A 23003-nucleotide genomic window follows, 5' to 3' on the forward strand; every position below is an offset into this window, starting at 1 on the left:
GTTGCAGGTCAGCGAACGCGTCTGCCCTGGCTCCTGCGCATCCTTTCCAGAGGGTTCGCCGTTATCTTGGCAGTCGCAGCCCACAGGACAATGCTGGCACAGGGAGCGTCACGGACATCACGGTGCCCTGGACGGACACCGATGGCTCAACTGAACTGCTGGCGATACTGCACCGGGGTCAGTCCGAGCTTTTCACTGAACAGGAAGCGCATGTGCCGCACACTGCCAAAGCCACTGCGAAACGCCACGGTCTTGAGGGGCAAATCCGTGCTTTCCAGCAACTGACGGGCCCGGTCGATACGCGCACCTTGCAGGAACTCCATGGGCGTCATCTTCACTTCACGGGCAAAGACCCGGGCGAAATGCCGCGAGCTCATGGCGGCCAGCGCGGCCATGCGTTCAATGGTGAAGGGTTCTTCCAGATGCTCCATCACATGATTCTGCACCCGGGTAATGGCTGACTCCTGGGACGCCACCGCAGCTACCAGAGGACTGAACTGCGCCTGCCCGCCCTGGCGTTTCATCACCACCAGCAACACCTTGGCCACATCCAGCGCGACCTTGCGGCCGTGGTCTTGCGCGACGATGGACAGCGCCAGGTCGATACCGGCGGTGACACCGCCAGAGGTGATCAGGCGGCGGTCCTGCAGGAAGATCTTGTCGGTTTCCACCAGTGCCTTGGGGAAACGGCGGATCAGGCGCTCGGTGTAATGCCAGTGGGTGGTAACGCGATAACCATCGAGCAACCCCGCCTCACCGAGCACAAAGGCCCCCGTACAAATGGAGCCATAGCGCGTGGCCCGTTGCGCCGCGGCCCGCAGCCAGGTGTGCAAGCCCGGATGCTGGTCGTTATAGGCCCCCGGCCCGCCCGGGACCAGCAACACGTCATAGGCCGCCCAAGCCTGGTCGATATGAATATCGGCCTGCACCGCCACACCGTTAGACGCCCGTAACGCACCGCGCTCGGTGCCCAGGGTCAATAATTGATAACGCTGATCCGGCTCGAGATAACGATTGGCGATGGAAAACACTTCAAGAGGCCCGGCCATGTCGAGCAGCAGGAAATCCGGGAACAGCACCATTGCAACGGTTTTCATTGGGGATACGCCAAAAATCGGGGAAAACGACACACCGCAGATGATCCCCTGTGGGAGCGGGCTTGCTCGCGAAGAGGGCATCACATTCAACATGTGTGCTGACTGCCGCATCGCCTTCGCGAGCAAGCCCGCTCCCACAGGGTTTATCATATGGCTGACAGGTATCGACATTATGTCGAAGCAAAGCGCCCGCTGGTAGGAGTCATCAATTGTCCACCCAAAACGGACAGTCTTTCGTTTTCCACCTGCTTATTGAATGGTTCGATAACCATTAATCTTCTTCTGAACCCGGTGAACGGTCACAGCCGTCGCCCACTGAACCAGGAGAACTACCATGCTGACCCTTCGCAAAGCTTCGGACCGCGGCATCGCCCGCCACGGCTGGCTGACCTCGTTCCATACCTTTTCGTTCGCCAACTACCGCAACATCAATGAACAAGGCTTCTCCGACCTGCTGGTCATCAATGACGACCGGGTCGCCGCCGCCAAGGGCTTCGGCCAGCATCCCCATCGGGACATGGAGATTTTCTCCTATGTGCTTGAAGGTGCGCTGGAGCACAAGGACACCCTGGGCACGGGCTCGGTCATTCGCCCCGGCGACGTGCAGTTGATGAGCGCTGGCAGTGGCGTAGCCCACAGTGAGTTCAACCACAGTGCCGACGAGTTGGTGCACTTCCTGCAAATCTGGATCGTGCCCAACGTCAGCGGCGCCACACCGCGCTATCAACAGGAACACTTCAGCGCCGAACAAAAACGCGGTCGCCTGCAGTTGATCATCTCCCCGGACGGCGCCAACGGCTCGCTCCAGGTGCGCCAGGACGCCCGAGTCTACGCTGGGCTGTTCAATGGCCAGGAAAGCGCCACCCTGACCCTGGCCCCAGATCGCTATGCCTACGTGCATGTGGCCCGGGGCAGTGTCGAGCTTAACGGTGTGCCGCTACAGGAAGGTGACGGAGTGCGGGTACGCCAGGAACAGGCACTGACACTGAGCAACGGCCAGGATGCCGAGGTGCTGGTGTTTGACCTGCGCCCGCAAGAGCTGCCGCAGATGCCATGACAGCAGTGTCTGTGACCTCCAATGAAACTGTGGGAGCGGGCTTGCTCGCGAAAGCGGTGTATCAATCAACAACGATGTTGGATATGCCGGCCCTTTCGCGAGCAAGCCCGCTCTCACAAGGTCTCATTCGTTTTCCAACGCAAATACCTCGACAATCTCATCGATCACCGCCCGCGCTCGCGCGGTATGGCGCAGGTCCGCGTGGGTGACCAGCCATACCTCGTACGGCAACGCACGCGTGCGCTCCGGCCACAGTCTCACCAAGCCATCCGCTCCCCCATCAATGCCAGCGGCAATCGAGCGGCGCACCAACAGGCTCGAACTCAGGCTTGCGACAATAGCCTTCGAATGCGCTGCCAGGCGATGGTACGCCATGGACATCGACATAAGCCTGGGAGGCGAATAACCCCACCGGCCAACGCGCAATTCGCCGGGCGATCAGGTCAGGATTGTCCGGCCGGTGGTTGCGCACGGCGATGTCCGCTTCGCGCTTGACCAGGCTGAGGATCTGCGTGGAGGCGTCCAGTTGCACCCGAAGGGCTGCACAGCAGCCCGAAACGTTACTTGCGCGCAAACGTCGAACGATAACTGCCCGGTGGAACGCCGAAAAAATCCCGGAAACGCCGCTGAAAGTGCGGCGAGCTGACGAAGCCCGTCGCTACGGCGATTTCGGTCACGGACCGATTGGTCTGCTGGATGAGTTGGCGCGCGCGTGTCAGACGTAGCTCCAGGTAATACCGCGTTGGGGTCGCCCCGAGAAAACTGCAGAAGCGTCGTTCCAACTGCCGCTTGGAAATCTTCACGCACGCTGCCAGCTCATCGATGGTCAAGGGTTCCTCTACGTTTTGCCACATCAGCTCCAAAGCCAGCTTGAGACTTTCCGGCAGCGTCGGGTCCGTCTCGACGAAGACCGGCGGCAAATCCGAAGCATCATCGCCTGATTCATCACAGCGAAGAATTTCCTCGATGGCACCCACCAGCGCCTGCCCTCCCGTCTTGCTGATCAACTGGAGCATCATGCGCAGCGAACTGTTCGCACCGGCGCAACTGACCCGCTCCCGGTCAACGACATAGGCCCGACTGGAAACCTTCACGTGGGGAAACATCTCCGTCATCATCGCCCGGCTTTCCGGATGAACAGCGCATTCGAAACCATCGAGCAGGTGGGCATCGGCGACAAAAAACACGCCGTTCCACAGCCCGCCCAGTATCGCCCCGGACGTCGCATTGGCGCGCAGCTTGCGGCGCAACAATGGATGGCCTTGCAACTTCACACGAAAGCCGCCGGCGACGATCAGCACGTCCTGGTTTTCCGGCATCTGCGCCAGCTCGATGTCGGTCGAGATGACGATCCCCAGGTCACTCGTCACCTGTGCCCCTGAAACCCCGACCGTCAATACCTCGTAAAGGGGCATGTCGCTCATCAGGTTGGCGGTCACCAGCGCGTCCACCGCACCGGTGAAGGACATCATCGAGAAGTTGTCCATCAATACAAACGCGACGCGGATCGGTGCCTGGCTGGCAGGTGCCGATCCGAGTGGTCGATAAGCCATGTTCTTGTTTTTAAGTACGCTTTCGAATGCGCTTGGCATAGGGCCTCGTTAACACATGAAGACGATCAGGGCTTGCCTGACTCTGGTGCCTTGAGAAAAGGCCAGGAAATGCAGAGCCGTCGGCACTATCTTCCAGATTAGCGACGCTGTCTGCAATCGCCTCGCTGCAGCTTGATCGACGTCCGGTGGCAACCCATCGGCCTAAAGTACATGGGACTTTGGTCGATATGCTGTGGGTAGGCATGGGCGCTTCCCCTCCAGAATTCGTAACGCTCACCGCTAATGTTTCCGCCGTTCCAACACCTAAAATATTCCGCGGGAGAAGTCATGAATATCAAACAGAAGCTGACATGGGCGTTCGCGGCCATTGCCTGCCTCCCGGTTGTCCTGGTGGCAGTGCTCGTCGTGTTGAACTTGCGCGACGCCGCAAAAGCCAACTTCCTGGACAGCAGTGGCCGTGAAATCCGCCAGATCGACAATGGCATGAAACAGTTTTTCGACGGTATCAGCCAGAACGTCGAATTCTTCGCCAAGGATCCCCGGATCGTCGCGGCCAAGGATCTCAAAAACTATTCCGGTGCCGACGCCGCACAAATCCCTCTTCCTGAGAACAACAAACAGCTTTTGGAGATCTTCGACAGATTTGCCAAGAGTCATCCGACCACCGCCTATCTTTCCGTAGGCCTGGCCGACGGCGGCTATGCCAGCTGGCCTGACGATCCTAAAATCTCCAACTACGACCCTCGGGTACGTCCATGGTACAAGGCAGCCATCGCCGCACCGGGCACCACCGTCCGCACAGACGCCTATTACTGGGCGCCGGATGATGTGTCACTGATCGGCATCGTGCATACGGTCTCAGACGCCGCCGGCAAGCTGGTGGGGGTCGTTGGCCTGGACGTGTCGCTCAAGCAACTGACCGAGCTGGTCAAGAACATCAAGCTGGGCGACAGCGGTTACCTGATGCTGGTGGAAGCCAACGGCAACGTTCTGGTGGACGCCGCCGATGCCAAACACAACTTCAAGCCGCTGGCCGACCTTGGCGCCAACTATGCCGAACTGGCCAAGAGCAGCGATGGCGTGACCCAGATCGAGATTGACGGCGTGCCCTATATGGCCAACGTGGTCAGTTCCAAAGGCTTGGGCTGGCGCTTCATTGGCCTGATCAAGCGCGATGAAGTGATGGCCGAGGCTTCGAGCCTGACCTGGTTGATCGCCATCATCGCCGCTGCGCTGGCCGTGGTCTTCGCCATCGTCGGTGCCAGTTTCGCCAGTGTCATCGTGCGGCCGATCCGCGGCGTCGCCAATGGCCTGCAGGAAATCGCCGAAGGTGAAGGTGACCTCACCCGTAAGCTTACCGTGCAAGGCAAGGACGAAACCGCCACCCTGGCCAGCTGGTTCAACCAGTTCCTGGGCATGATCGCGCAGCTGGTACAGCGCATCGGCAGTGCCTCTTCCGACCTGCAAAGCGCCGCCGCCGACACCCGCGAAGTGGCGCAAAACATGAACGAAGCCGCCGGGCGCCAGCGTCAGGCCGTGGAGCTGGTGAGCACCGCGTTCAACGAGATGGTCGCCACCGCCAACGAAGTGGCCCGCTCGTGCAGCCAGGCCGCCTCCAGCGCGGACGAGGGTTACCGCGACGTACACGATGGCCAGCATCACATCGGCGAAGCCACCGGCAGCGTGCTGAAGTTGAGCGACGACCTGCAAAAGTCGACCCAGACCATGCAGGCGTTGGAGCAGGACAGCAAGAACATCAACACCATCCTCGACACCATTCGCTCGATCGCCGAACAGACCAACCTGCTGGCCCTCAACGCCGCCATCGAGGCCGCGCGCGCCGGTGATCAGGGTCGCGGCTTTGCCGTGGTGGCCGACGAAGTCCGCGCCCTGGCCCGGCGCACCGCCGACTCCACCGGCGAGATCGACAGCCTGCTGGGCAACCTCGCGCGGCGTACCCAGGAAGTCACCCTGCAGATGCAAGGCAGCCTGCAGGTGTCGCAAACCAGCGTGGAACGCATCCAACAGGCCCGCGACAGTTTCGACAAAATCCGCATCTCGGTGGACTCGATCCGCGACCAGAACACCCAGATCGCCACGGCCGCAGAGGAACAGCATCAGGTGGCCGAAGACATCAACCGACACATCGCGCAGATCCATACCGACGCACAATTGGTCGAGGAATTTGCTCACTCGGCGCAGACCGGCTCGGGGCGCTTGACCGATATTTCCGGGCAGCTCAAGGGGTTGGTGGGGCGGTTCAAGTTCTAGCATGTACCGCCTGATAGCCAGGGATGGCTTCAGGCAAATGGTATCCCTCTGGTTACGTGGTTAATCAGCGTCGAGCGATCAACCACGCCTCCCCGCTTCGTGGCGCTCCCAGTCAACTCTGGCCGTTGCACTCAAGCATCACCCACAACCGGGACTTAAAGTCGAAGTGCCAGGGGAAGTTCCCCCGCTCACAATTCCAAGAATAGAGCCACTTCAATGAGCCTGACCAAATCCCTGCCAGCGTGCCTGGCACTCAGCTTCGCCTCATTTGCCGCCCATGCCGCCGATGGCCCGCCTCCACCTTCGGTGAGTCAGCCCAGCGGTATCAACCTGGGCGGTACCAGCTTCTACGACGGCTTTGCCGGGCCGCCCGGGCTGACTCACCAGACCTACCTGAAGTTCAGCACCGCCAGCAGCATCAGGACCAACGAGGGCAAGAAAAACAGCGCCTTCGATGATCCGAAGATCAACGTCATCACGATGGTCAATCAGTTGAGCTACTACTCACCCGACACCTTCGCGGGCGGGGCGCACCTGGGCTGGAGTCTATTGGTGCCCGTCGTTTCCCTGGACGGTGACTTCGGCGATAACGGCGCCAAGCTCAAGGATAACGCCGCAGGCCTTGGCGATGTCACGCTTGGACCGCAGGTCCAGTTCGACCCGATCGTCGACGCGACCGGCAGGCCGGTTTTCGTGCAGCGCATGGCCTTCGACACCATCCTGCCAACGGGCAAATACGACAAACACAAAGACCTGAACCCAGGCTCCAACTACTTCTCCCTGAACCCCTACTGGGCAGCGACCTGGATGCCGGCGCCTCGCTGGGAGGTGAGCTGGAGGCTGAACTACCTGTACAACTTCAAGAACGACGATCCGGCGAGCAGTTCGGCGCAGTTCTTCGAAGGGCAATCCGTACGCGACACCCAGTCGGGACAGTCGGCGTGGGCCAACTTCACCGTCTCGTACGAAGTGCTCCCGAAGGTTTCGGTCGGCATCAACGGCTACTACTTCCGGCAGATTTCCGATGACAAGGTCAACGGCAACACCCTGACCGACTCCCGGGAAAAGGTACTGGGCTTTGGCCCGGGGCTGTTCTGGAAAATCACCGAAGACAAAGCCTTCTGGCTCAACACCTATAAAGAAACCGGCGTCGAGAATCGCTCCCGAGCGGATTACCAGGTGCAGGTTCGTTACGTCCACAAGTTCTGATTGACGTATACGCCTGCTCACCCATGAGCGGGCCCATTACCCGAGGTGATGCTTCATGAACGCACTCGACTCCATCGACAGTAAAAAATCACTGGGCGCCATCTGCCTGATGATGGTCATTTCCCTGGGGACACTGCAGATCCAGCCGATCCTTGGCGGTGCCTTGATCGACCAACTCGGCCTGCCGCTCAATGCGATAGGCGCCATTTTCGCCGCCGAACTCATGGCGATGGCCGTCGCTTGCGGCGTCTGTGCCCTGTTCATGGCCAGCGTCGACCGACGCCGCTTCGCCCTGGTGGCCTTGTTGATCCTGGCAGTGGGTAACCTGGTCAGCACACAACTGCACAGTCAGGCCGGGCTGGTCCTTTCCAGGATGGTCTGTGGTGCGAGCGGCGGCGCGGTCATGGCGGTGGTCTATGCCACCGCGGCACTGCGCACGTCCAAGGACGCGACCTTCGCCGTCATCAACATCGGCAATCTGCTGTGGGGCATGCTGCTGGTGACCTCCATGCCGCTGATCCTTAAATCGTTCGGTGTGAACGGGGCGTTTTTTCTATTGGCGATCACCAGCGTGCTTGCGGCGTTGGGGTGCTGGAGAGTGCCCAAGCGCTACCCCGAAGCTCATCGCTTGGCCAGTGGCTCGATCCAGCCATTCGGTCTCACCGCCGTGCTGTTGATCCTGCTGTTTGCCCTGTTGTTTTTCGGGCACTCGGCCCTATGGGTCTACCAGGAGCGCATCGGCAAGAGCATTGGCCTGGAGCCGCAGCAGATTGGTGGGATTCTCGGCGGCAGCATTCTGGCCGGCGCCCTGGGCGCAGGCCTGGCCGGGCTGATTGGCCGACGCCTTGGCCTGCTGTTTCCGCAACTGTTGAGCTTCGGCACGGCATTACTGGCGACGCTGATCATGGTCTACGGCACCAGCCCCATTGCCTTTGTCACCACGGCCTGCCTGATCCATATGGTCTGGTTTTTCAGCCTGCCGTACCTGCTTTCCATGGCCGCCGAACTGGACCCTTCCGGCCGATTGGCGGGCCTGGGGAACGCGGCGATTTTCGTCGGCCAGGGGCTGGGGCCGTTTGGCGCCGCACTGGTCGTCGGTGAGGGCCACTTCCGGGCGGTCGGATGGCTGGCCGCATCAGCCTATTTGCTAGCCTTGGTGATCTCGTGCCTGATGGTTACACGCTTTCGCCGCGGCATTAAGTCTTCCAGCCCGGCCCTGTCTCCACAATCGGTCTGAACCTGAATGAAACTGTACATTGATGAGATTGCCCGATGACTATTCCATTCCCGCAAACCCCTGAATTTTCCGGTGCGCTTTACACGCCCAGCCGTGTGGAAGCAGAGGTGTTCGACCTCGAGATCGAAGGCGTCCTGCCCGCTTCGATCGGCGGGACTTTTTATCAGGTGGCACCAGACCCGCAGTACCCACCCATGCTGGGCAACGATATCTTTTTCAACGGCGACGGCGTGGTCAGCCGCTTCAACTTTGCCAATGGCAAGGTCTCGATGCGCCGCCGCTATGTGAAGACCGATCGCCTACTGGCCCAGCGCCGTGAAGGTCGTTCGCTCAATGGTGTCTACCGCAACGTCTACACCAACGACCGCCTCGCGGCGAAAAACAACACCACTGCCAACACCACCGTCATCCCGCACAACGGCGTCCTGCTGGCACTCAAGGAAGATGCCCTGCCCTGGGCGATGGATCTCGACACCCTGGAGACCCTCGGCGAATGGACATTTGACGGGCAGATCAAATCCGCGACGTTCACCGCCCACCCCAAGCTCGACCCGGTAACAGGCAACCTGCTGGCCTGCAGCTATGAAGCCAAAGGCGACGGCACGCCCGATCTGGCGTACTTCGAGATCTCGCCGGACGGCAAACTGCTGCATGAAATCTGGTTCCAGGCGCCTTATGCGGCCATGGTGCATGATTTTGCGGTGACCGAACGCTACGTCGTGTTCCCACTGATTCCATTGACGGTTGACGTCGAACGCATGAAAAACGGCGGGCCGCATTTCCAATGGCAACCCGACCTGCCCCAGCTGTTTGCCGTCGTGCCGCGCAACGGTAATGCGCAGGATGTGCGTTGGTTCAAGGGCCCCAAGGACGGGTTCCAGGGGCATACGCTCAATGCGTTCGATGAGGACGGCAAGGTCTACGTCGACATGCCGGTCACCGGCGGGAACATCTTCTACTTCTTTCCCCAGGCGGACGGTTATGTCCCGCCGCCCGAAACCCTGGCGGCCAGCCTGATGCGCTGGACCTTTGACCTGAACAGCGCCCTGGACGAGGTCGAACCGCAACCACTGACCGACTACCCCTGCGAATTCCCCAGGTGTGATGACCGCTACATCGGCCGAAAGTACCAGCATGGTTTCCTGCTCGCCTTCGATCCCGAGCGCCCCTACAACCCGGCGAATGGACCGATACCTTTTCAGTTCTTCAACCTGCTGGTCCATTTGAACCTGAAGACAGGCATCACCGACGCCTGGTTTCCCGGTGACAGCGGCTGCTTCCAGGAGCCCATCTTCATTCCGCGCTCTGCCGATGCAGAGGAAGCCGATGGCTACGTCGTTGCCCTTCTCAATCTCATCGCCGAGGGGCGCAGTGAGCTGGTCGTGCTGGACTCCCGTGACATGGCCAGCGGGCCCATTGCCCGCATCCGGATTCCCTTCCGGATGCGCATGTCGCTGCATGGGTGCTGGGCTGCTGACCCGAATTAGGCCAGTCAATTAAGCGAAGTACATGTGGGAGCGGGTTTGCTCGCGAAGACGGCGCTACAGTCGACATTGATGTCGCTTGTGACGCCGTCTTCGCGAGCAAGCCCGCTCCCACAGGTTCAGATTCTTTTCACCCTGCCATCCCCGTCCTATGTGGTTGGCTGTCTGCCTCCTCTCCCTTTGCTCCCCAAGGTTCGCTAAAGGTACTGCCTCGCCAAAATAAACATAAATTCCATATTTTAGGATTTTTGTATAAATCCTACTTTACAGGATTTTCCCGCAGGACTAGATTAACCCTCATTGCATCCGGTGCCATGCACCCTCTCTCTCCCAAGGAGACTCCATGAAACTTGCAAGTTTTATTGTTCAAGGTCGTAGCAGCTACGGCGTCGTCGAAGGCGACCAGGTGATTGACCTGGAAACAGTCAAGCCCACCTTTGGCAGTGATCTCAAGCAAGCCATCGCCCACAACCGCCTGGGCGAGTTGACCCGCGAGACCCTGGCAGGCCTGCCGCGCATCCCATTGGCTGAAGTGACGTTCCTGCCGGTGATCCCGAACCCGGGCAAAGTGCTGTGCATCGGCATCAACTACGCCACTCACGTGCGCGAAACCGGTCGTGAGATGCCGATCTACCCGATGATTTTTACCCGCTTCGCCGACAGCCAGACCGCCCACCTGCAACCCATCGTGCGCCCCAAGGCTTCCCACAAGCTGGATTTCGAGGGCGAACTGGCGGTGGTGATCGGTAAAGCGGCGCGTCACGTCAAGGCTGCCGACGCGCTGGACCATGTCGCCGGCTACGCCTGCTACAACGACGGCAGCGTCCGCGATTGGCAGAAGCACACCATTCAGTTCGTACCCGGCAAGAACTTCCCGAATACCGGTGGCTTCGGCCCTTGGCTGGTGACCGGCGATGAGATCGGCGACCCACAGGACCTGGAGCTGACCACCCGCCTCAATGGCGAAGTGATGCAGCACACCCGCACCAGCGACATGATTTTCGATGTGCGCCGGCTGATCGAGTATTGCTCCACCTTCACCGAACTGGCCCCCGGGGACGTCATCGTCACCGGCACCACCGGCGGTGTTGGCGCATTCCGTGAGCCGCCGGTGTGGATGAAGCCAGGCGATGAAGTCGAGGTCGAGATTGCGCGCATCGGCACCTTGCGCAACAGCATCGTGGACGAGCAATAAGCCATGGACCACCTACACACCACTGAACAACCGCCAGAACAGGATGCCGACAGCAAAGGCTCGAGCCTGGAGCGCATGTTGCGGGTGCTCGACCTGTTCACCGAAGAAAACCCGATCTGGGCGGTCGACGACATGGGCACTGCCCTGGGTTTCACCCGCTCGACGATCTACCGCTATGTGCGTGAGCTGGCCGAGGCCAACCTGCTGTTCCAGGTCGAAGCCGGGCGTTATGCACTGGGCGCGCGGATCATCACCTGGGATCGTCAATTACGCCTGAGCGACCCGCTCGTGCGCGCTGCGCAATCACTGGAACCCAGCTTTCCGCAGTGGAACGAGCAGCAAGTCTGGCTGATCTGCCGGCTGTTCAAGGACCAGGTCGTGTGCATTCATCAGCACGGCAATCTGTTCAGTGAAGTCAGCTATTCCCGTGGTTCGCCCAGGCCGTTGTTCCTCGGGGCGACGTCCAAGGCGATCCTCGCCAACATGACCTCGCGGCAACACAACCAGCTGTTTCTGGACAATCCCGATGAGGTGCGCGCCAGCAGCCTTGGCCAGACCTGGGACCAGTTCCGCCGCACCCTGCAGCAGTTGCGGCGCCAGGGCTATGTGGCCAGCGCAGGCGAAGTCGACCCTGGCGTCTATGGCCTCGCCGCGCCGATCTTCGACGGCGATGGCAAGGTCATCGGCAGCATCAGTTGCGTGCGCCCGATCCAAGCACGTGACGACGCCCAGGAAGCGGCACAAGGGCAACAGATCCTGGCCTTGGCCCAAGACTTGTCGCAGCGCATGGCGGCGCTCGCCAACCGCCCCAAGCCACTGGGCTGAGCCATCCGCAAAGGGAATAACAATGACAACCCTCAAACGTCTCAATACCCAGGTACTGGTCATCGGTGCCGGCCCTACCGGGCTGACCCTGGCCAACCTGCTCGGCCAGGCCAATGTCGACACTTTGATCATCGATCGCAAGCCCGGCACTGTGACCGAGCCACGGGCGGTTTCGATCGACGATGAATCCCTGCGCACCATGCAGGCCATCGGTCTGGACCAAGCTGTGCTCAAGGACGTGGTTCCCGGCTACGGCGTGCACTATTTCACCCGGCCCGGCGGCCGTTGCTTTGGCAAGGTCGAGCCGACCGGCAAGCTGTACGGTTTCCCCAAGCGCAATGCCTTTCGCCAACCGCTGTTCGAGGCCACGCTCAAGGCAGGCCTCGAACGCTTTGCCAGTCTCAAGGCACGCTTCAGCCACGAGCTGCTGGAGTTTCATCAAGACCAGCATGGCGTGCGTGCGCTGATTCGTGACGCTGATGGCGAACTGTTGGAAGTCCAAGCAGCCTATCTGGTGGCCTGCGACGGTGGCCGCAGCCCGGTACGCAAACAACTCGGGATCGAGATGGTCGGTTCGAGCTTCTCCTCGCGCTGGCTGGTGGTCGATACCGACCAGGATGACGACCCGTTCTGGCAAACCCGCGTGTATTGCGATGCCCGGCGCCCAGTGGTTGACGTGCCCGGTCCTCACCGTACGCGCCGCTTCGAGTTTCTGCTGAAGGCGGACGAAACCGATGAGCAGGTGCTCGGCGAAACCCGCCTGCAGGCGCTGCTGCGTCCGTTCAAGGGTGAAGCGCCGGTTTCCATCGTGCGCAAGACGGTCTACACCTTCCACGCCCGGGTCGCCGAGCGCTGGCAGGTGGAGCGCGTGTTCCTCGCCGGTGACGCCGCGCACCTGACCCCGCCCTATGCCGGCCAAGGCATGAACAGCGGTGTGCGCGATGCCCACAACCTGGGCTGGAAGCTGATCGGCGTGCTGAAAGGAAAAATGGCGGAAACCGCCCTGCTGTCTTACGAAAGCGAGCGACGCGATCATGCCTGGGCATTGATCAAGCTGGCCTTGAACCTCGGCGTGGTCATGGCGCCGGCCACTGTCCTTCGCGCTCGCCTGATCAGTTCTGCGTTCGCCTTGATCGGCCTGTTGCCACCGTTGCGGGACTATTTCCTGCAAATGCGTTTCAAGCCCAAGCCCCGGTTCACCAAAGGCCTGGTACTGACCGAGGGGGAAGCCGGGAAACTGTCCTGCGGGCAGATGTTCCCGCAACCGATGCTCACCGATGCCCATGGCCACGAATGCCTGCTCGATGAGGCCATCGGCGCCGGCTTCGCCTTGATTCAATACGGCGCACCTACCCGGCAACGGCTCGATGAACTCAAGCATGGCTTCTGGAACCATCTGGAAGCCAAACGGATCCTGATCCTCCCCGAGCCCATCGAAGCCATGCCGACGATTCCTGGCTGCACAGTGCTCCAGGACCGGGACGGTTTGCTCAAGGCCATACTGGGCGAATCAAACCGGTTTCTGCTGCTGCGCCCGGATCGCTATATCGCCGCCATTTTCGACAAGGCCACCGAAACAGAAGCTGCCGAAGCGTTGCAGTCGCTGTTGGGCATCGCCGCGACGAGAAGCAGCGAAATCGAGTCGGGCATCGCCCCCGCCTTTCACTGAACCTTTCAAGCCCCCGAGGTGTTTATGCAAACACTCCAGACTTCCACACCGGCACGCTTGTGCTACCTGCACCTGGCGAGCAAAGAACCGCAACGGCAGATCGATTTCTATCGCCGACTGCTGGACATGGACAGCTCGGCGCAGGCCGACGGCAGCTGGCTACTCAGCGGCCCGCAACGGGCCATGCTCGTGTCGCCGGCTGACCACAGTGGCCTGCTCGCGGCGGCGTTTGACCTGGGCGATCAGGCTCGACTGACAGCGCTGCGGCTTCGCCTGGTCGAGAGCGGCTGTGCTGTCGAAGCGCTCGACTCGCCGTTACTCGAACCCGGTGCCTTCCTGATCCATGATCCCCAGGGTCGGCAAACGATCTTCGGGGTGTCGCGCAGCCACGCCGCTGCTGATCGACATGGCATGCCTGGCCGCCTGCAGCACGTGGTGTTCCAGACCACTGAACTGGAAGCGATGATCGATTTCTACGTCAACACGGTGGGGTTTACCGTCTCGGACAATGTCGTGGATGAGCAGACCGGCCAGCTCATGACGTGTTTCCTGCGCTCGGACGATGAGCATCACACACTGGCGTTTTTCCGTGGTTCGAAAAACGAGTGGGATCACCACTGCTACGAAACCAACGAATGGAACGACATTCGCGACTGGGGTGATCGCTTCGCCAAGGAGCGCATCACCCTCTTCTTCGGCCCTGGCCGGCATGGGCCAGGCAACAACCTGTTCTTCATGGTGGTCGATGCCGACCGCAACCGCCTGGAGTTCTCCGCCGAGCTGGAAGTCACCGAGGCCTCGCGCCAACCCGGCGTCTGGCCCCAGGAGGAATACACGCTCAATTCCTGGGGACGTGCCTGGATCCGAAGCTGAGCCCTTTTCATCGACAGCGTTGGCACCCTCAACTGCTTGAACGATGCGATCACCTGCCGCCAAAGGTAAGATTATGACCACTCAACCGCTCGCCCCTTACGCCATCACTGGCGACCAATACATCAACGGCACCTGGCGTGCCGGTCGCTCCGCGCGCCGCCTGGACGACCGCAACCCGTTCAACGGCGAACAACTGCTGGAAATGCCGTTGGCCTCGATCGGCGATCTCGATGACGCCTATCAGGCCGCCCATCAAGCGCAAGCAGCCTGGGCCCAACTGCACCCGACACAGCGCAGCGCATACCTTGAAAAACTCGCCCTGGTTATCCAGGACCGTCGTGACGAAATCGTTGACTGGCTGATTCGTGAGTCGGGCAGCACCCGGATCAAGGCGAGCATGGAATGGCAGTTCACACTCAACCTTGTGCGCGAGTGCACAAGCATGCCGATGCAGGTCGAGGGACGCATCCTCACCAGCTACAAGCCCGGCGAACAGAGCTTCGTGTTTCGCGAGCCGCTCGGCGTGGTGGGTGTGATCAGCCCGTGGAACTTCCCGTTGTACCTGAGCATGCGTTCGGTGGTGCCGGCGCTGGCGCTGGGTAACACCATCGTGCTCAAGCCCGCCAGCGACACGGCAGTGACCGGCGGCCTGCTGATTGCCCACCTGTTCGAAGAAGCCGGCTTCCCGCAAGGCTCGCTCAACGTCGTGGTCGGTGCCGGTTCGGAGATTGGCGACGCCTTCGTCGCGCATCCCGTACCGAGCCTGATTTCCTTCACCGGCTCGACGGATGTGGGCCGTAATGTCGGGCGCATTGCTACCGGCGGCAAACACATCAAGCGTGTCGCCCTGGAGCTGGGTGGCAATGCTCCACTGGTGGTGCTCGATGACGCGGATGTTGAAATAGCCGCCCACGCTGCGGTAGTCGGACGCTTCCTGCACCAAGGGCAGATCTGCATGAGCGTCAACCGGGTGATCGTCGACCGTTCGCTGTATGCCGACTTCGCCGCGCTGGTGGTGGAACGCGTGCGCAACCTCAAGACCGGCGACCCGGCCAAGGCAGACACGGTGATCGGGCCGGTGGTCAATCAGAGCCAGCTCGATGGCCTGCTGCGTAAAATCGACGGGGCCCAGAGCGCCGGCCTCAAGCCGCTGTGTGGCGGCCCGGCCTGCGGGCTGGTACTGCCTGCCCATGTATTCGGTGAGGTGGGGGCCGATCAGGAACTGGCCCGCGATGAAACGTTCGGGCCTTTGCTGCCGCTGCTGATCGCCGAGAACGAAGGTCACGCCTTGGCGTTGGCGAACGCCAGTGAATATGGCCTGTCCAGCGCGGTGTTCACCCGAGACATGGCCCGTGGCTTGAACTTCGCCCGGGGCATTGTCGCGGGCATGACCCATATCAACGACATCACGGTCGATGACCAACCCAACGCGCCCTTCGGCGGTGAAAAGAACTCCGGGCTCGGCCGCTTCAATGGTCACTATGCCTTGGACGAATTCACCCGTGCCCATTGGGTCACCTGGCAGCCCGGAAGCCATCACTACCCTTTTTGATCACTAACCCGCAGGGACGCAGCCAGGATTGGGCAAGTTGACCTCTTTGCCCAATCAACAAAAAACAATAAAAAATAGAGGCGACAAATGACCCATTTAGCCTGTGTGTCCACTGATCAGGTTGTGCGTTCCGATCGGCTGATGAAGTGGAAAGAATTCATGAGTGACCACCTGGGTCGCACGCCGGACTATGTCAAACGTCTGGAGTCGACCTTCATCGATCCGTTGCATGACAGCAACTTCCAGGGCCGGCTGGAGTACGGAGACCTGGGCCAGCTGCGGTTCTGTCGAATGACCGCCAGTGCCCATCGCTACTCCCGTCATCTGAGCAAGGCCATCGACTCCCTCGAGACGCCGCGCATGTTGATCCTGCAGATTGCGGGGGTCAGCCATTTCGAGCAGGGGCAACAACGCAGCGTACTGGCGCCTGACGAAATGCTCCTGGTCGACTGCGGAAAACCTTTCGACGTCACCAGCACCCAAGGCTGCGAACACTTCATCCTGCTGTTCCAGGGCGCCCCTGGACAACTCGCGCCAACCGGCGACATGCACCTTAATGGTCGCAACGGCCTGGGCCGGATGCTGATGCACCTGGTCAGCGATGCCTACAACCAATACCCCTTGCTCAACAACCATTCGGCCGGGCTGATCGGCGACAGCATCACCGGTCTGCTGGATAACGCACTGAAGAACAAGCAGGAAGAAAAGCAACTCGAACACGACTTCCGCTTCTTCAAGCAGAACCGCCTCAAGGCGTATATCGAACGCCATCTGGCCGACCGCGACCTGACCATCGACCGCATCGCCAACGCCGAGCAGTGCTCGGTACGCAGCCTGCACCGGGCGTTTCAGGATGAACTGGGGTGCAGCGTCAGCGAGTACATCTGGCAGCGGCGCCTGGCCCGCTGCGCCGAAGACCTGCGCAGCCGGGAACATGCCCATCGCTCACTCACCGAGATCGCCTACGCCTGGGGCTATGGCAGCAGCTCCCACTTCAGCCGACACTTCAAATCGACCTTCGGCATGTCGCCCCGGCTGTTCCGGGAAACCGCGAGCGACAGCCGGGTCAAATCGACGGCGGCGTGAGCCAATTTTCAATCCGTATGGGATTTGTTCGCGATGGCGGTGGGTCAGTTTGCGGTGATGTTGAATGTGCCGCCTTCGCGAGCAAGCCCTCTCCCACAGATTCAGGTCATTGGCATTGCGCCCTCGCCCTGCCCTTAATTCCAGCCGCCCCCCATCACCTTGTACAACGTCACCCGGTTGCTCTGTTCGGTCAGACGCAGGCTGATCAGGTCCTGTTGGGCGCTGTAGAGGGAACGCTGGGCATCCAGGGCTTCGAGATAGCTTTGCGAACCGCCGCGGTACAGGGCATCGGAGAGTTCGAAGCTCTTGCGGCTGGCGTCAGTCAACGCCTGCTGGGCCTCGATGCGGCGATCCAGGGTGCTGCGCACCGCCAGGGCATCGGCCACTTCCTTGAAGGCGCTTTGCAGTGTCTGCTGATAGGTCTGCACCTGAATCTCGCGCTCGGTCTTGGCCGCGTCCAGCGTTGCGCGGTTGCTGCCACCGTCGAAGATCGGCAGGCTGACGCTCGGGGCGAACGACCAGGCGCCACTGCCGGACTTGAACAGGCTGGACAAGGCCGAACTGGAAGAACCGGCACTGGCCGTCAGGCTGATGCTCGGGAAGAACGCCGCACGGGCCGCGCCGATGTCGATATTGGCCGACTTGAGTGTGTGTTCGGCGGCCAATACATCCGGACGCCGTTGCAGCAGGCTGGAAGGCAGCTCGGCCGGTACCTGGACCAGCGCCGCAGCCGATTCCAGGGTCGAGCCTGGCAGCAGCTCCTCGGGAACATCACTGCCCACCAGCAGGCGCAGGGCATTGCGATCCTGGAGAATCTGGCTTTCATACGCCGCCGCGTCGGCCCGGGCTGACTCCACGGTGGTTTGCGCCTGGGCCACCGACAATCCGGAGGAACCACCCAGTGCGTGGCTGCGCTGGGTCAATTCGTAGGTCGCCAGCTGACTGCGCAAGGTCTCCTGGGCCAGGTGCAGCCGCTCGTTGTCCGCCGCCAGGGTCAACCAGGCCGTGGCCACTTCGGCCACCAGGCTGATCTGCGTGCTGCGCCGGGTTTCGGTCAGGGCCAGATAGTCTTCCAGCGCTTCGTCCTGCAGGTTCTGCACCCGCCCGAACAGGTCCACTTCATAACTGCTCAGCCCCAGTTGCGCGCTGTAGTCATGGGTGGTGGTCGCCGAGCCGCTGTTGGACAACGAGCCGGGTGTACGACTGTGGGTGCCACTGACGCTGGCATCGATCGACGGTAAAGACTCCGCGCGCTGGATGCGGTATTGCGCCTGGGCCTTTTCGACGTTCAGGGCGGCCAGGCGCAGGTCGCGATTGTTGCTCAGCGCCAGAGTCTGCAAGCGTGCCAGACGGCTGTCAGTGAAAAACTGTTGCCACTCGATGTCGGCGGCCACCTGCCCCTTGGGTGTGCTGGCGGGCGCCAGCCATTGCTCGGCGACCGGCGCCTCGGGGCGCTCGTACTGCGGCGCCAGATTGATGCAGCCACCGAGCAGCGCGAGGACGCCCAGCAAGGGCCAACGGAACTTGATCATGCGTCACCTGACTGGGTGGTTGGAACGGAAGTCGACGCCGTGGAAACCCGGGAAAAACGCCGGCGAATCTGCACGAAGAACAACGGTACGAAAAAGATCCCCAGCACCGTGGCGGACAACATCCCGCCCAGCACCCCGGTACCAATGGCCTGGCGCCCGGCGGAACCTGCGCCGCTGCTCAGGGCCAGGGGCAACACACCGAACATGAAGGCCAGGGACGTCATCAGAATCGGCCGCAAGCGTTGGCGCACGGCAATCAGCGTCGCTTCCCGCAAGCTGTTGCCCCGCTCTTGCAGGTGTTTGGCGAACTCGACGATCAGAATCGCGTTCTTGGCCGCCAACCCCACGGTGGTCAATAGCCCGACCTGGAAATAGACATCGTTGCTCAAGCCACTGAAACGGGTGGCCAGCACCGCGCCCACCACCCCCAGCGGCACCACCAGCATCACCGAAAAAGGCACCGACCAACTCTCATAGAGCGCGGCCAGGCACAGGAATACAAACAGCACCGATATCCCGTACAGCAACGGTGCCTGCGAACCGGAAAGGCGCAGTTGATAGGACTGCCCGGTCCACTCGTAACCGATGCCCTCCGGCAATTGCTTGATAATCGCTTCCACCGCGTCCATGGCGTCCCCGGAACTGACCCCGGGCGCCGGGTCGCCGACCACCTCCAGCGACGCGTTGCCGTTGTAGCGTTCCAGCAACGGCGAGCCGTAGCTCCAGGCACTGCTGGCGAACGAGGAAAAAGGCACCATCTCGTTGTTGCTGTTGCGCACGAACCAATGCTCCAGGTCGGCCGCCTGCATGCGCGACGCAGCCTCGCCCTGGACATAGACCTTCTTCACCCGGCCCTGGTTGAGGAAGTCATTGACGTAAGTGCCGCCCAACGCCGTGGACAGCGTGGTGTTGATGTCGCTGGTGCTCAGGCTCAAGGCCCCGGCCTTGCGATCATCGATGCTGACCTTGAGCTGCGGTGCGTCATCCAGGCCATTGCTGCGCACCCCGAGCAAACGAGGATCCTGGTTGGCCAGTGCGATGAATTTTTCCCGCGCCGCCACCAGCGCCTCATGCCCCAGGCCGGCGAGATCCTTGAGTTGCAGGTCGAAGCCGGACGTCTGCCCCAGGCCGCGCACGGCCGGTGGCTGCATGACGAACACATTGGCATCGCCGATGCTCGACAGCGCCATGGTCGCGCGCTGGGCAATGGACGCCGCATCCTGCCCGGCCCCGGTACGCTCGCTCCAGTCCTTGAGGCGGATAAAGGCACGGGCGCTGTTCTGGCTGTTGCCGTTCATGCCCAGGCCGGAAATGCTGATCAGCGCTTCGACTTCCGGTTGCTCGAGGAGGTAGCTTTCGAACTGTTTGACCACCGCTTGAGTACGGCTGTCTGTAGCCCCTACCGGCAACTGCACCTGAGCCATGAGAATGCCCTGGTCTTCATCGGGCAGGAACGACGTTGGCAGGCTCAGATAACCGGCAGCCATCACCAGCACCACCAGCCCGTACACCAGCCAACTGACGCGCCCGCGCTGCAAAATGCCCCCCACCCGACGTTTATAGGCCTCGGCAGCCCGCTCGAATGTGCGGTTGAACCAGCCGAAGAAACCCCGTTGCGCGCCATGCCCCTCAGCGTCGGAAGGCTTGAGCAGGGTCGCGCACAATGCCGGCGTCAGCGTCATCGCTACCAGCACCGAGAGCACCATGGCCGAAACAATGGTGACCGAAAACTGCCGATAGATAACCCCCGTGGAGCCGCCAAAAAAAGCCATGGGAATGAACACCGCGCTGAGCACCAAGGCGATGCCGACCAGGGCGCTGGTGATTTCATCCATCGACTGGCGCGTGGCGTCCAGGGCCGACAACCCCTGCTCGCCCATCACCCGTTCGACGTTCTCCACCACCACAATCGCATCGTCCACCAACAGGCCGATGGCCAGGACCATGGCGAACATGGTCAAGGTATTGATCGAATAACCGAACAGCGCCAGCACGCCAAACGTACCGAGCAGCACCACCGGCACGGTGATCGCCGGGATCAGCGTCGCCCGCAGGTTCTGCAGGAACAGGAACATGATCAGTACCACCAGGACGATGGCCTCGCCCAAGGACTTGACCACCTCTTCGATGGACAGGCTGACAAACGGTGTGGTGTCGTAGGCGATCACGTTCTTGAGCTGCATTTCAGCCGGATAGAACGGCTCGAGCTCCTTGAGCTTGGCCTTCACCGCTTCACCCACGTTCAGGGCATTGGCCCCGGCGGCGAGCTGTACGCCCATGGCGGCCGCGGGTTTACCGTTAAGGGCGGAACTCACGTCGTAGCTTTCACTGCCCAATTCAACCCGCGCCACATCCCCGAGCAGCACCACGGCACCGTTGCTGGTGGACTTGACCACCACATTGCGAAACTCTTCGACGGTTTGCAGCTTGCTGCGGGCGCTGATGGTGGCGTTCAACTGCTGGCCCTTCACCGCCGGCATGGCACCGAGCTGACCGGCGGAGACCTCAGTGTTCTGCGCCTCCAGGGCACTGCTGATGTCCGAGGGCATCAGCGCATATTTCTCCATCAGCGCCGGATCCAGCCAGATGCGCATGGCGTAGCCTGAACCCAAGGTCTGCACATCACCAACGCCGTCGATGCGGCTGATGGAATCGAGCAAGGTGCTGGAAATGTAGTCGCCGATCTGGGTGCCGGTGACGCTCGGGTTGTCGGACGCCAGGGCGGCAATCATCAGGAAGTCCGAACCGCCCTTGGTCACGGTCAAGCCCTCGCTTTGCACCGACTGCGGCAGCCTCGATTCAGCCTGTTGCAGCTTGTTCTGCACCTGCATCTGGGCCACGTCCGGGTTCGTGCCGGCGGTGAAGGTCAGGCTGATGCTGGCACTGCCGTCCGAACTGCTGGAGGCCGACATGTAGGTCAGGTTATCCAGGCCTTTCATCTGCTGCTCGATGACTTGGGTCACCGAGTCTTCCACGGTCTTGGCCGAGGCGCCGGTGTAGGTCGCGGAAATACGCACCGTCGGCGGCGCGATGTCCGGGTACTGCTCCAGGGGCAACTGGCTGATGGACAAGGCGCCGGCGAGCATGATGACGATGGCGATGACCCAGGCAAAAATCGGCCGGTCGATAAAGAAACGCGCCATGTTCAACCCTCCTGCGCAATGGCAACAGGCGTCGCTTTCTGCGTACGGCTGCGGGTGCCGGTGTTCTGTGCCACGACGCTGTCACCGACCCGGACTTTCTGCCCGCCCTCGACAATCACCTGGTCTCCCGCGTTCAGCCCAGCCGTGACCCACCACTGGTTGTCCACGGCGCGGTCGATGGTCAGCAGCCGCTGCTCGACCTTGCCGTTGACCACCAGCAGCACCGAGGTCGCGCCGCTGGCGCTGCGGGTCACGGCCTTCTGTGGAATCAGGATCGCCTTATCGTCCCGCGCCTGTTCCAGGACTGCCCGCACGTACATGCCCGGCAGCAACAACCGCTCCGGGTTGGCGATTTGCGCCCGCAAGGTCACGGTGCCGGTGCCTTCATTGACGCTGACCCCGCTGAACTTCAAGCGCCCCTCATGGGCGTAGGTACTGCCGTCATCGAGCTTGAGACTGATCCGCGCTTCGCCTTCACCATTGCTCTGGAGCACACCGCTGGCCAGGTCACGCTTGAGGCGCAGCAGCTCGGTGGTCGACTGGGTGACGTCGACATACATCGGGTCCAACTGCTGCACCGTGGTCAGTGCGCTGTCTTGGTTGGCAACCACCAGCGCGCCAGGGGTGACCGTCGAGGTTTCGATGCGGCCGCTGACGGGAGAACTGATGCGGGTATACGCCAGGTTGATGCGTGCGGTGTCGACATCGGCCTGGGCCACTTGCAATTCCGCTTCGGCGGTCAGCAGGCTGGCCTGGGCATCCTCGTTGTCCTGCTGGCTGATGGCATCGATTTTCACCAACTGTGCATCACGCTTGGCCTTGGCCTGGGCTGACTTCAAGGTGGCGCGTGCCTTGGCGAGGTTGGCCTGGGCTTCAGCCAGCGCGGCCTTGTAGGAGGAAGCATCCAGTTGATACAACGCCTGCCCGGCCTTGACCTCGGCGCCTTCGACAAACAGTCGCTGCTGGACGATACCGCCCACCTGCGGGCGAATCTCGGCGACCATGAATGCCTGGGTGCGCCCGGCCAGCTCCGTGGTCAGCGCCTGGCTTTGCGGCTGCACGGTAATCACTGAAACCTTCGGCGGTTCGAGCACCGGGGCGGATTCGCCGGAGCAACCGCCCAACAGGAACAGAATGATCAAGCACACCAGGACGGCGGCGGTCACCAGGGATTTGGCGAATAATTTGGTCGACATAAATGCCTCTGCAAGACGGATGGT

The 23003-nt window shown here is 61.4% G+C and carries 15 protein-coding genes and 3 pseudogenes; 12 read left to right on the forward strand and 6 right to left on the reverse strand.

The window, feature by feature from the left end:
- Positions 1-146: 146 nt before the first annotated feature.
- Complete coding sequence (locus tag ACWNZ1_RS14745; RefSeq protein WP_135846105.1) at positions 147-1097, reverse strand: GlxA family transcriptional regulator; 951 nt, start codon at positions 1095-1097, stop codon at positions 147-149.
- A 334-nt stretch (positions 1098-1431) separates the two neighbouring features.
- Between ACWNZ1_RS14745 and ACWNZ1_RS14750 the strand changes: the two genes are divergently transcribed.
- Positions 1432-2154, forward strand: a complete 723-nt coding sequence (locus tag ACWNZ1_RS14750; protein ID WP_135846106.1) for a pirin family protein — start codon at positions 1432-1434, stop codon at positions 2152-2154.
- Between the two features lie 123 nt (positions 2155-2277).
- Here the strand turns inward: ACWNZ1_RS14750 and ACWNZ1_RS14755 are convergent.
- Positions 2278-2692, reverse strand: a pseudogene (locus ACWNZ1_RS14755) (LysR family transcriptional regulator); the annotation flags it as partial.
- Between the two features lie 22 nt (positions 2693-2714).
- Entirely contained in the window at positions 2715-3746 is a 1032-nt protein-coding gene (locus ACWNZ1_RS14760) for a GlxA family transcriptional regulator (protein ID WP_135846107.1), read from the reverse strand.
- 288 nt (positions 3747-4034) lie between these two features.
- Here ACWNZ1_RS14760 and ACWNZ1_RS14765 point away from each other — a divergent pair.
- The 11 genes and pseudogenes from ACWNZ1_RS14765 to ACWNZ1_RS14815 form a co-directional block, all read left to right on the forward strand.
- Positions 4035-5117: pseudogene (locus tag ACWNZ1_RS14765) on the forward strand (HAMP domain-containing protein); the annotation flags it as partial.
- Positions 5118-5468: 351 nt separating this feature from the next.
- Positions 5469-5978: pseudogene (locus ACWNZ1_RS14770) on the forward strand (methyl-accepting chemotaxis protein); the annotation flags it as partial.
- A gap of 216 nt (positions 5979-6194) precedes the next feature.
- Positions 6195-7187 carry a SphA family protein gene (locus ACWNZ1_RS14775; RefSeq protein ID WP_256453410.1) on the forward strand — a complete coding sequence of 331 codons (993 nt, stop codon included), beginning with the start codon at positions 6195-6197 and terminating at the stop codon, positions 7185-7187.
- A 55-nt stretch (positions 7188-7242) separates the two neighbouring features.
- Complete coding sequence (locus ACWNZ1_RS14780) at positions 7243-8424, forward strand: MFS transporter (RefSeq protein ID WP_135846138.1); 1182 nt, start codon at positions 7243-7245, stop codon at positions 8422-8424.
- Positions 8425-8459: 35 nt separating this feature from the next.
- Positions 8460-9911 carry a carotenoid oxygenase family protein gene (locus ACWNZ1_RS14785; protein ID WP_256453412.1) on the forward strand — a complete coding sequence of 484 codons (1452 nt, stop codon included), beginning with the start codon at positions 8460-8462 and terminating at the stop codon, positions 9909-9911.
- 340 nt (positions 9912-10251) lie between these two features.
- Complete coding sequence (locus ACWNZ1_RS14790; RefSeq protein WP_135846140.1) at positions 10252-11103, forward strand: fumarylacetoacetate hydrolase family protein; 852 nt, start codon at positions 10252-10254, stop codon at positions 11101-11103.
- 3 nt (positions 11104-11106) lie between these two features.
- Positions 11107-11928, forward strand: a complete 822-nt coding sequence (locus ACWNZ1_RS14795; RefSeq protein ID WP_456027725.1) for an IclR family transcriptional regulator — start codon at positions 11107-11109, stop codon at positions 11926-11928.
- Between the two features lie 22 nt (positions 11929-11950).
- Complete coding sequence (locus ACWNZ1_RS14800; RefSeq protein ID WP_135846142.1) at positions 11951-13597, forward strand: bifunctional 3-(3-hydroxy-phenyl)propionate/3-hydroxycinnamic acid hydroxylase; 1647 nt, start codon at positions 11951-11953, stop codon at positions 13595-13597.
- A 24-nt stretch (positions 13598-13621) separates the two neighbouring features.
- Positions 13622-14470, forward strand: coding sequence for a VOC family protein (locus tag ACWNZ1_RS14805; protein WP_256453413.1), 849 nt, complete (start codon positions 13622-13624; stop codon positions 14468-14470).
- Positions 14471-14543: 73 nt separating this feature from the next.
- A complete protein-coding gene (locus ACWNZ1_RS14810; RefSeq protein WP_265072197.1) occupies positions 14544-16022 on the forward strand; it encodes an aldehyde dehydrogenase family protein in 1479 nt (492 codons plus the stop codon).
- Between the two features lie 87 nt (positions 16023-16109).
- A complete protein-coding gene (locus ACWNZ1_RS14815; RefSeq protein WP_456027726.1) occupies positions 16110-17108 on the forward strand; it encodes a helix-turn-helix domain-containing protein in 999 nt (332 codons plus the stop codon).
- A 134-nt stretch (positions 17109-17242) separates the two neighbouring features.
- Here ACWNZ1_RS14815 and ACWNZ1_RS14820 read toward each other — a convergent pair whose 3' ends face one another.
- Genes ACWNZ1_RS14820 through ACWNZ1_RS14830 form a run of 3 tightly spaced genes read right to left on the reverse strand, consistent with a single transcriptional unit; the run spans position 17243 to position 22979 of the window.
- Positions 17243-18640, reverse strand: a complete 1398-nt coding sequence (locus ACWNZ1_RS14820) for an efflux transporter outer membrane subunit (protein WP_456027727.1) — start codon at positions 18638-18640, stop codon at positions 17243-17245.
- Entirely contained in the window at positions 18637-21783 is a 3147-nt protein-coding gene (locus tag ACWNZ1_RS14825) for an efflux RND transporter permease subunit (RefSeq protein WP_256453416.1), read from the reverse strand. The genes ACWNZ1_RS14820 and ACWNZ1_RS14825 overlap by 4 nt, the downstream gene beginning before the upstream one ends.
- Before the next feature lie 2 nt (positions 21784-21785).
- Positions 21786-22979, reverse strand: a complete 1194-nt coding sequence (locus tag ACWNZ1_RS14830) for an efflux RND transporter periplasmic adaptor subunit (protein WP_135846148.1) — start codon at positions 22977-22979, stop codon at positions 21786-21788.
- Between the last annotated feature and the right edge of the window lie 24 nt (positions 22980-23003).

Source organism: Pseudomonas sp. CFBP 5748 (assembly GCF_053850495.1).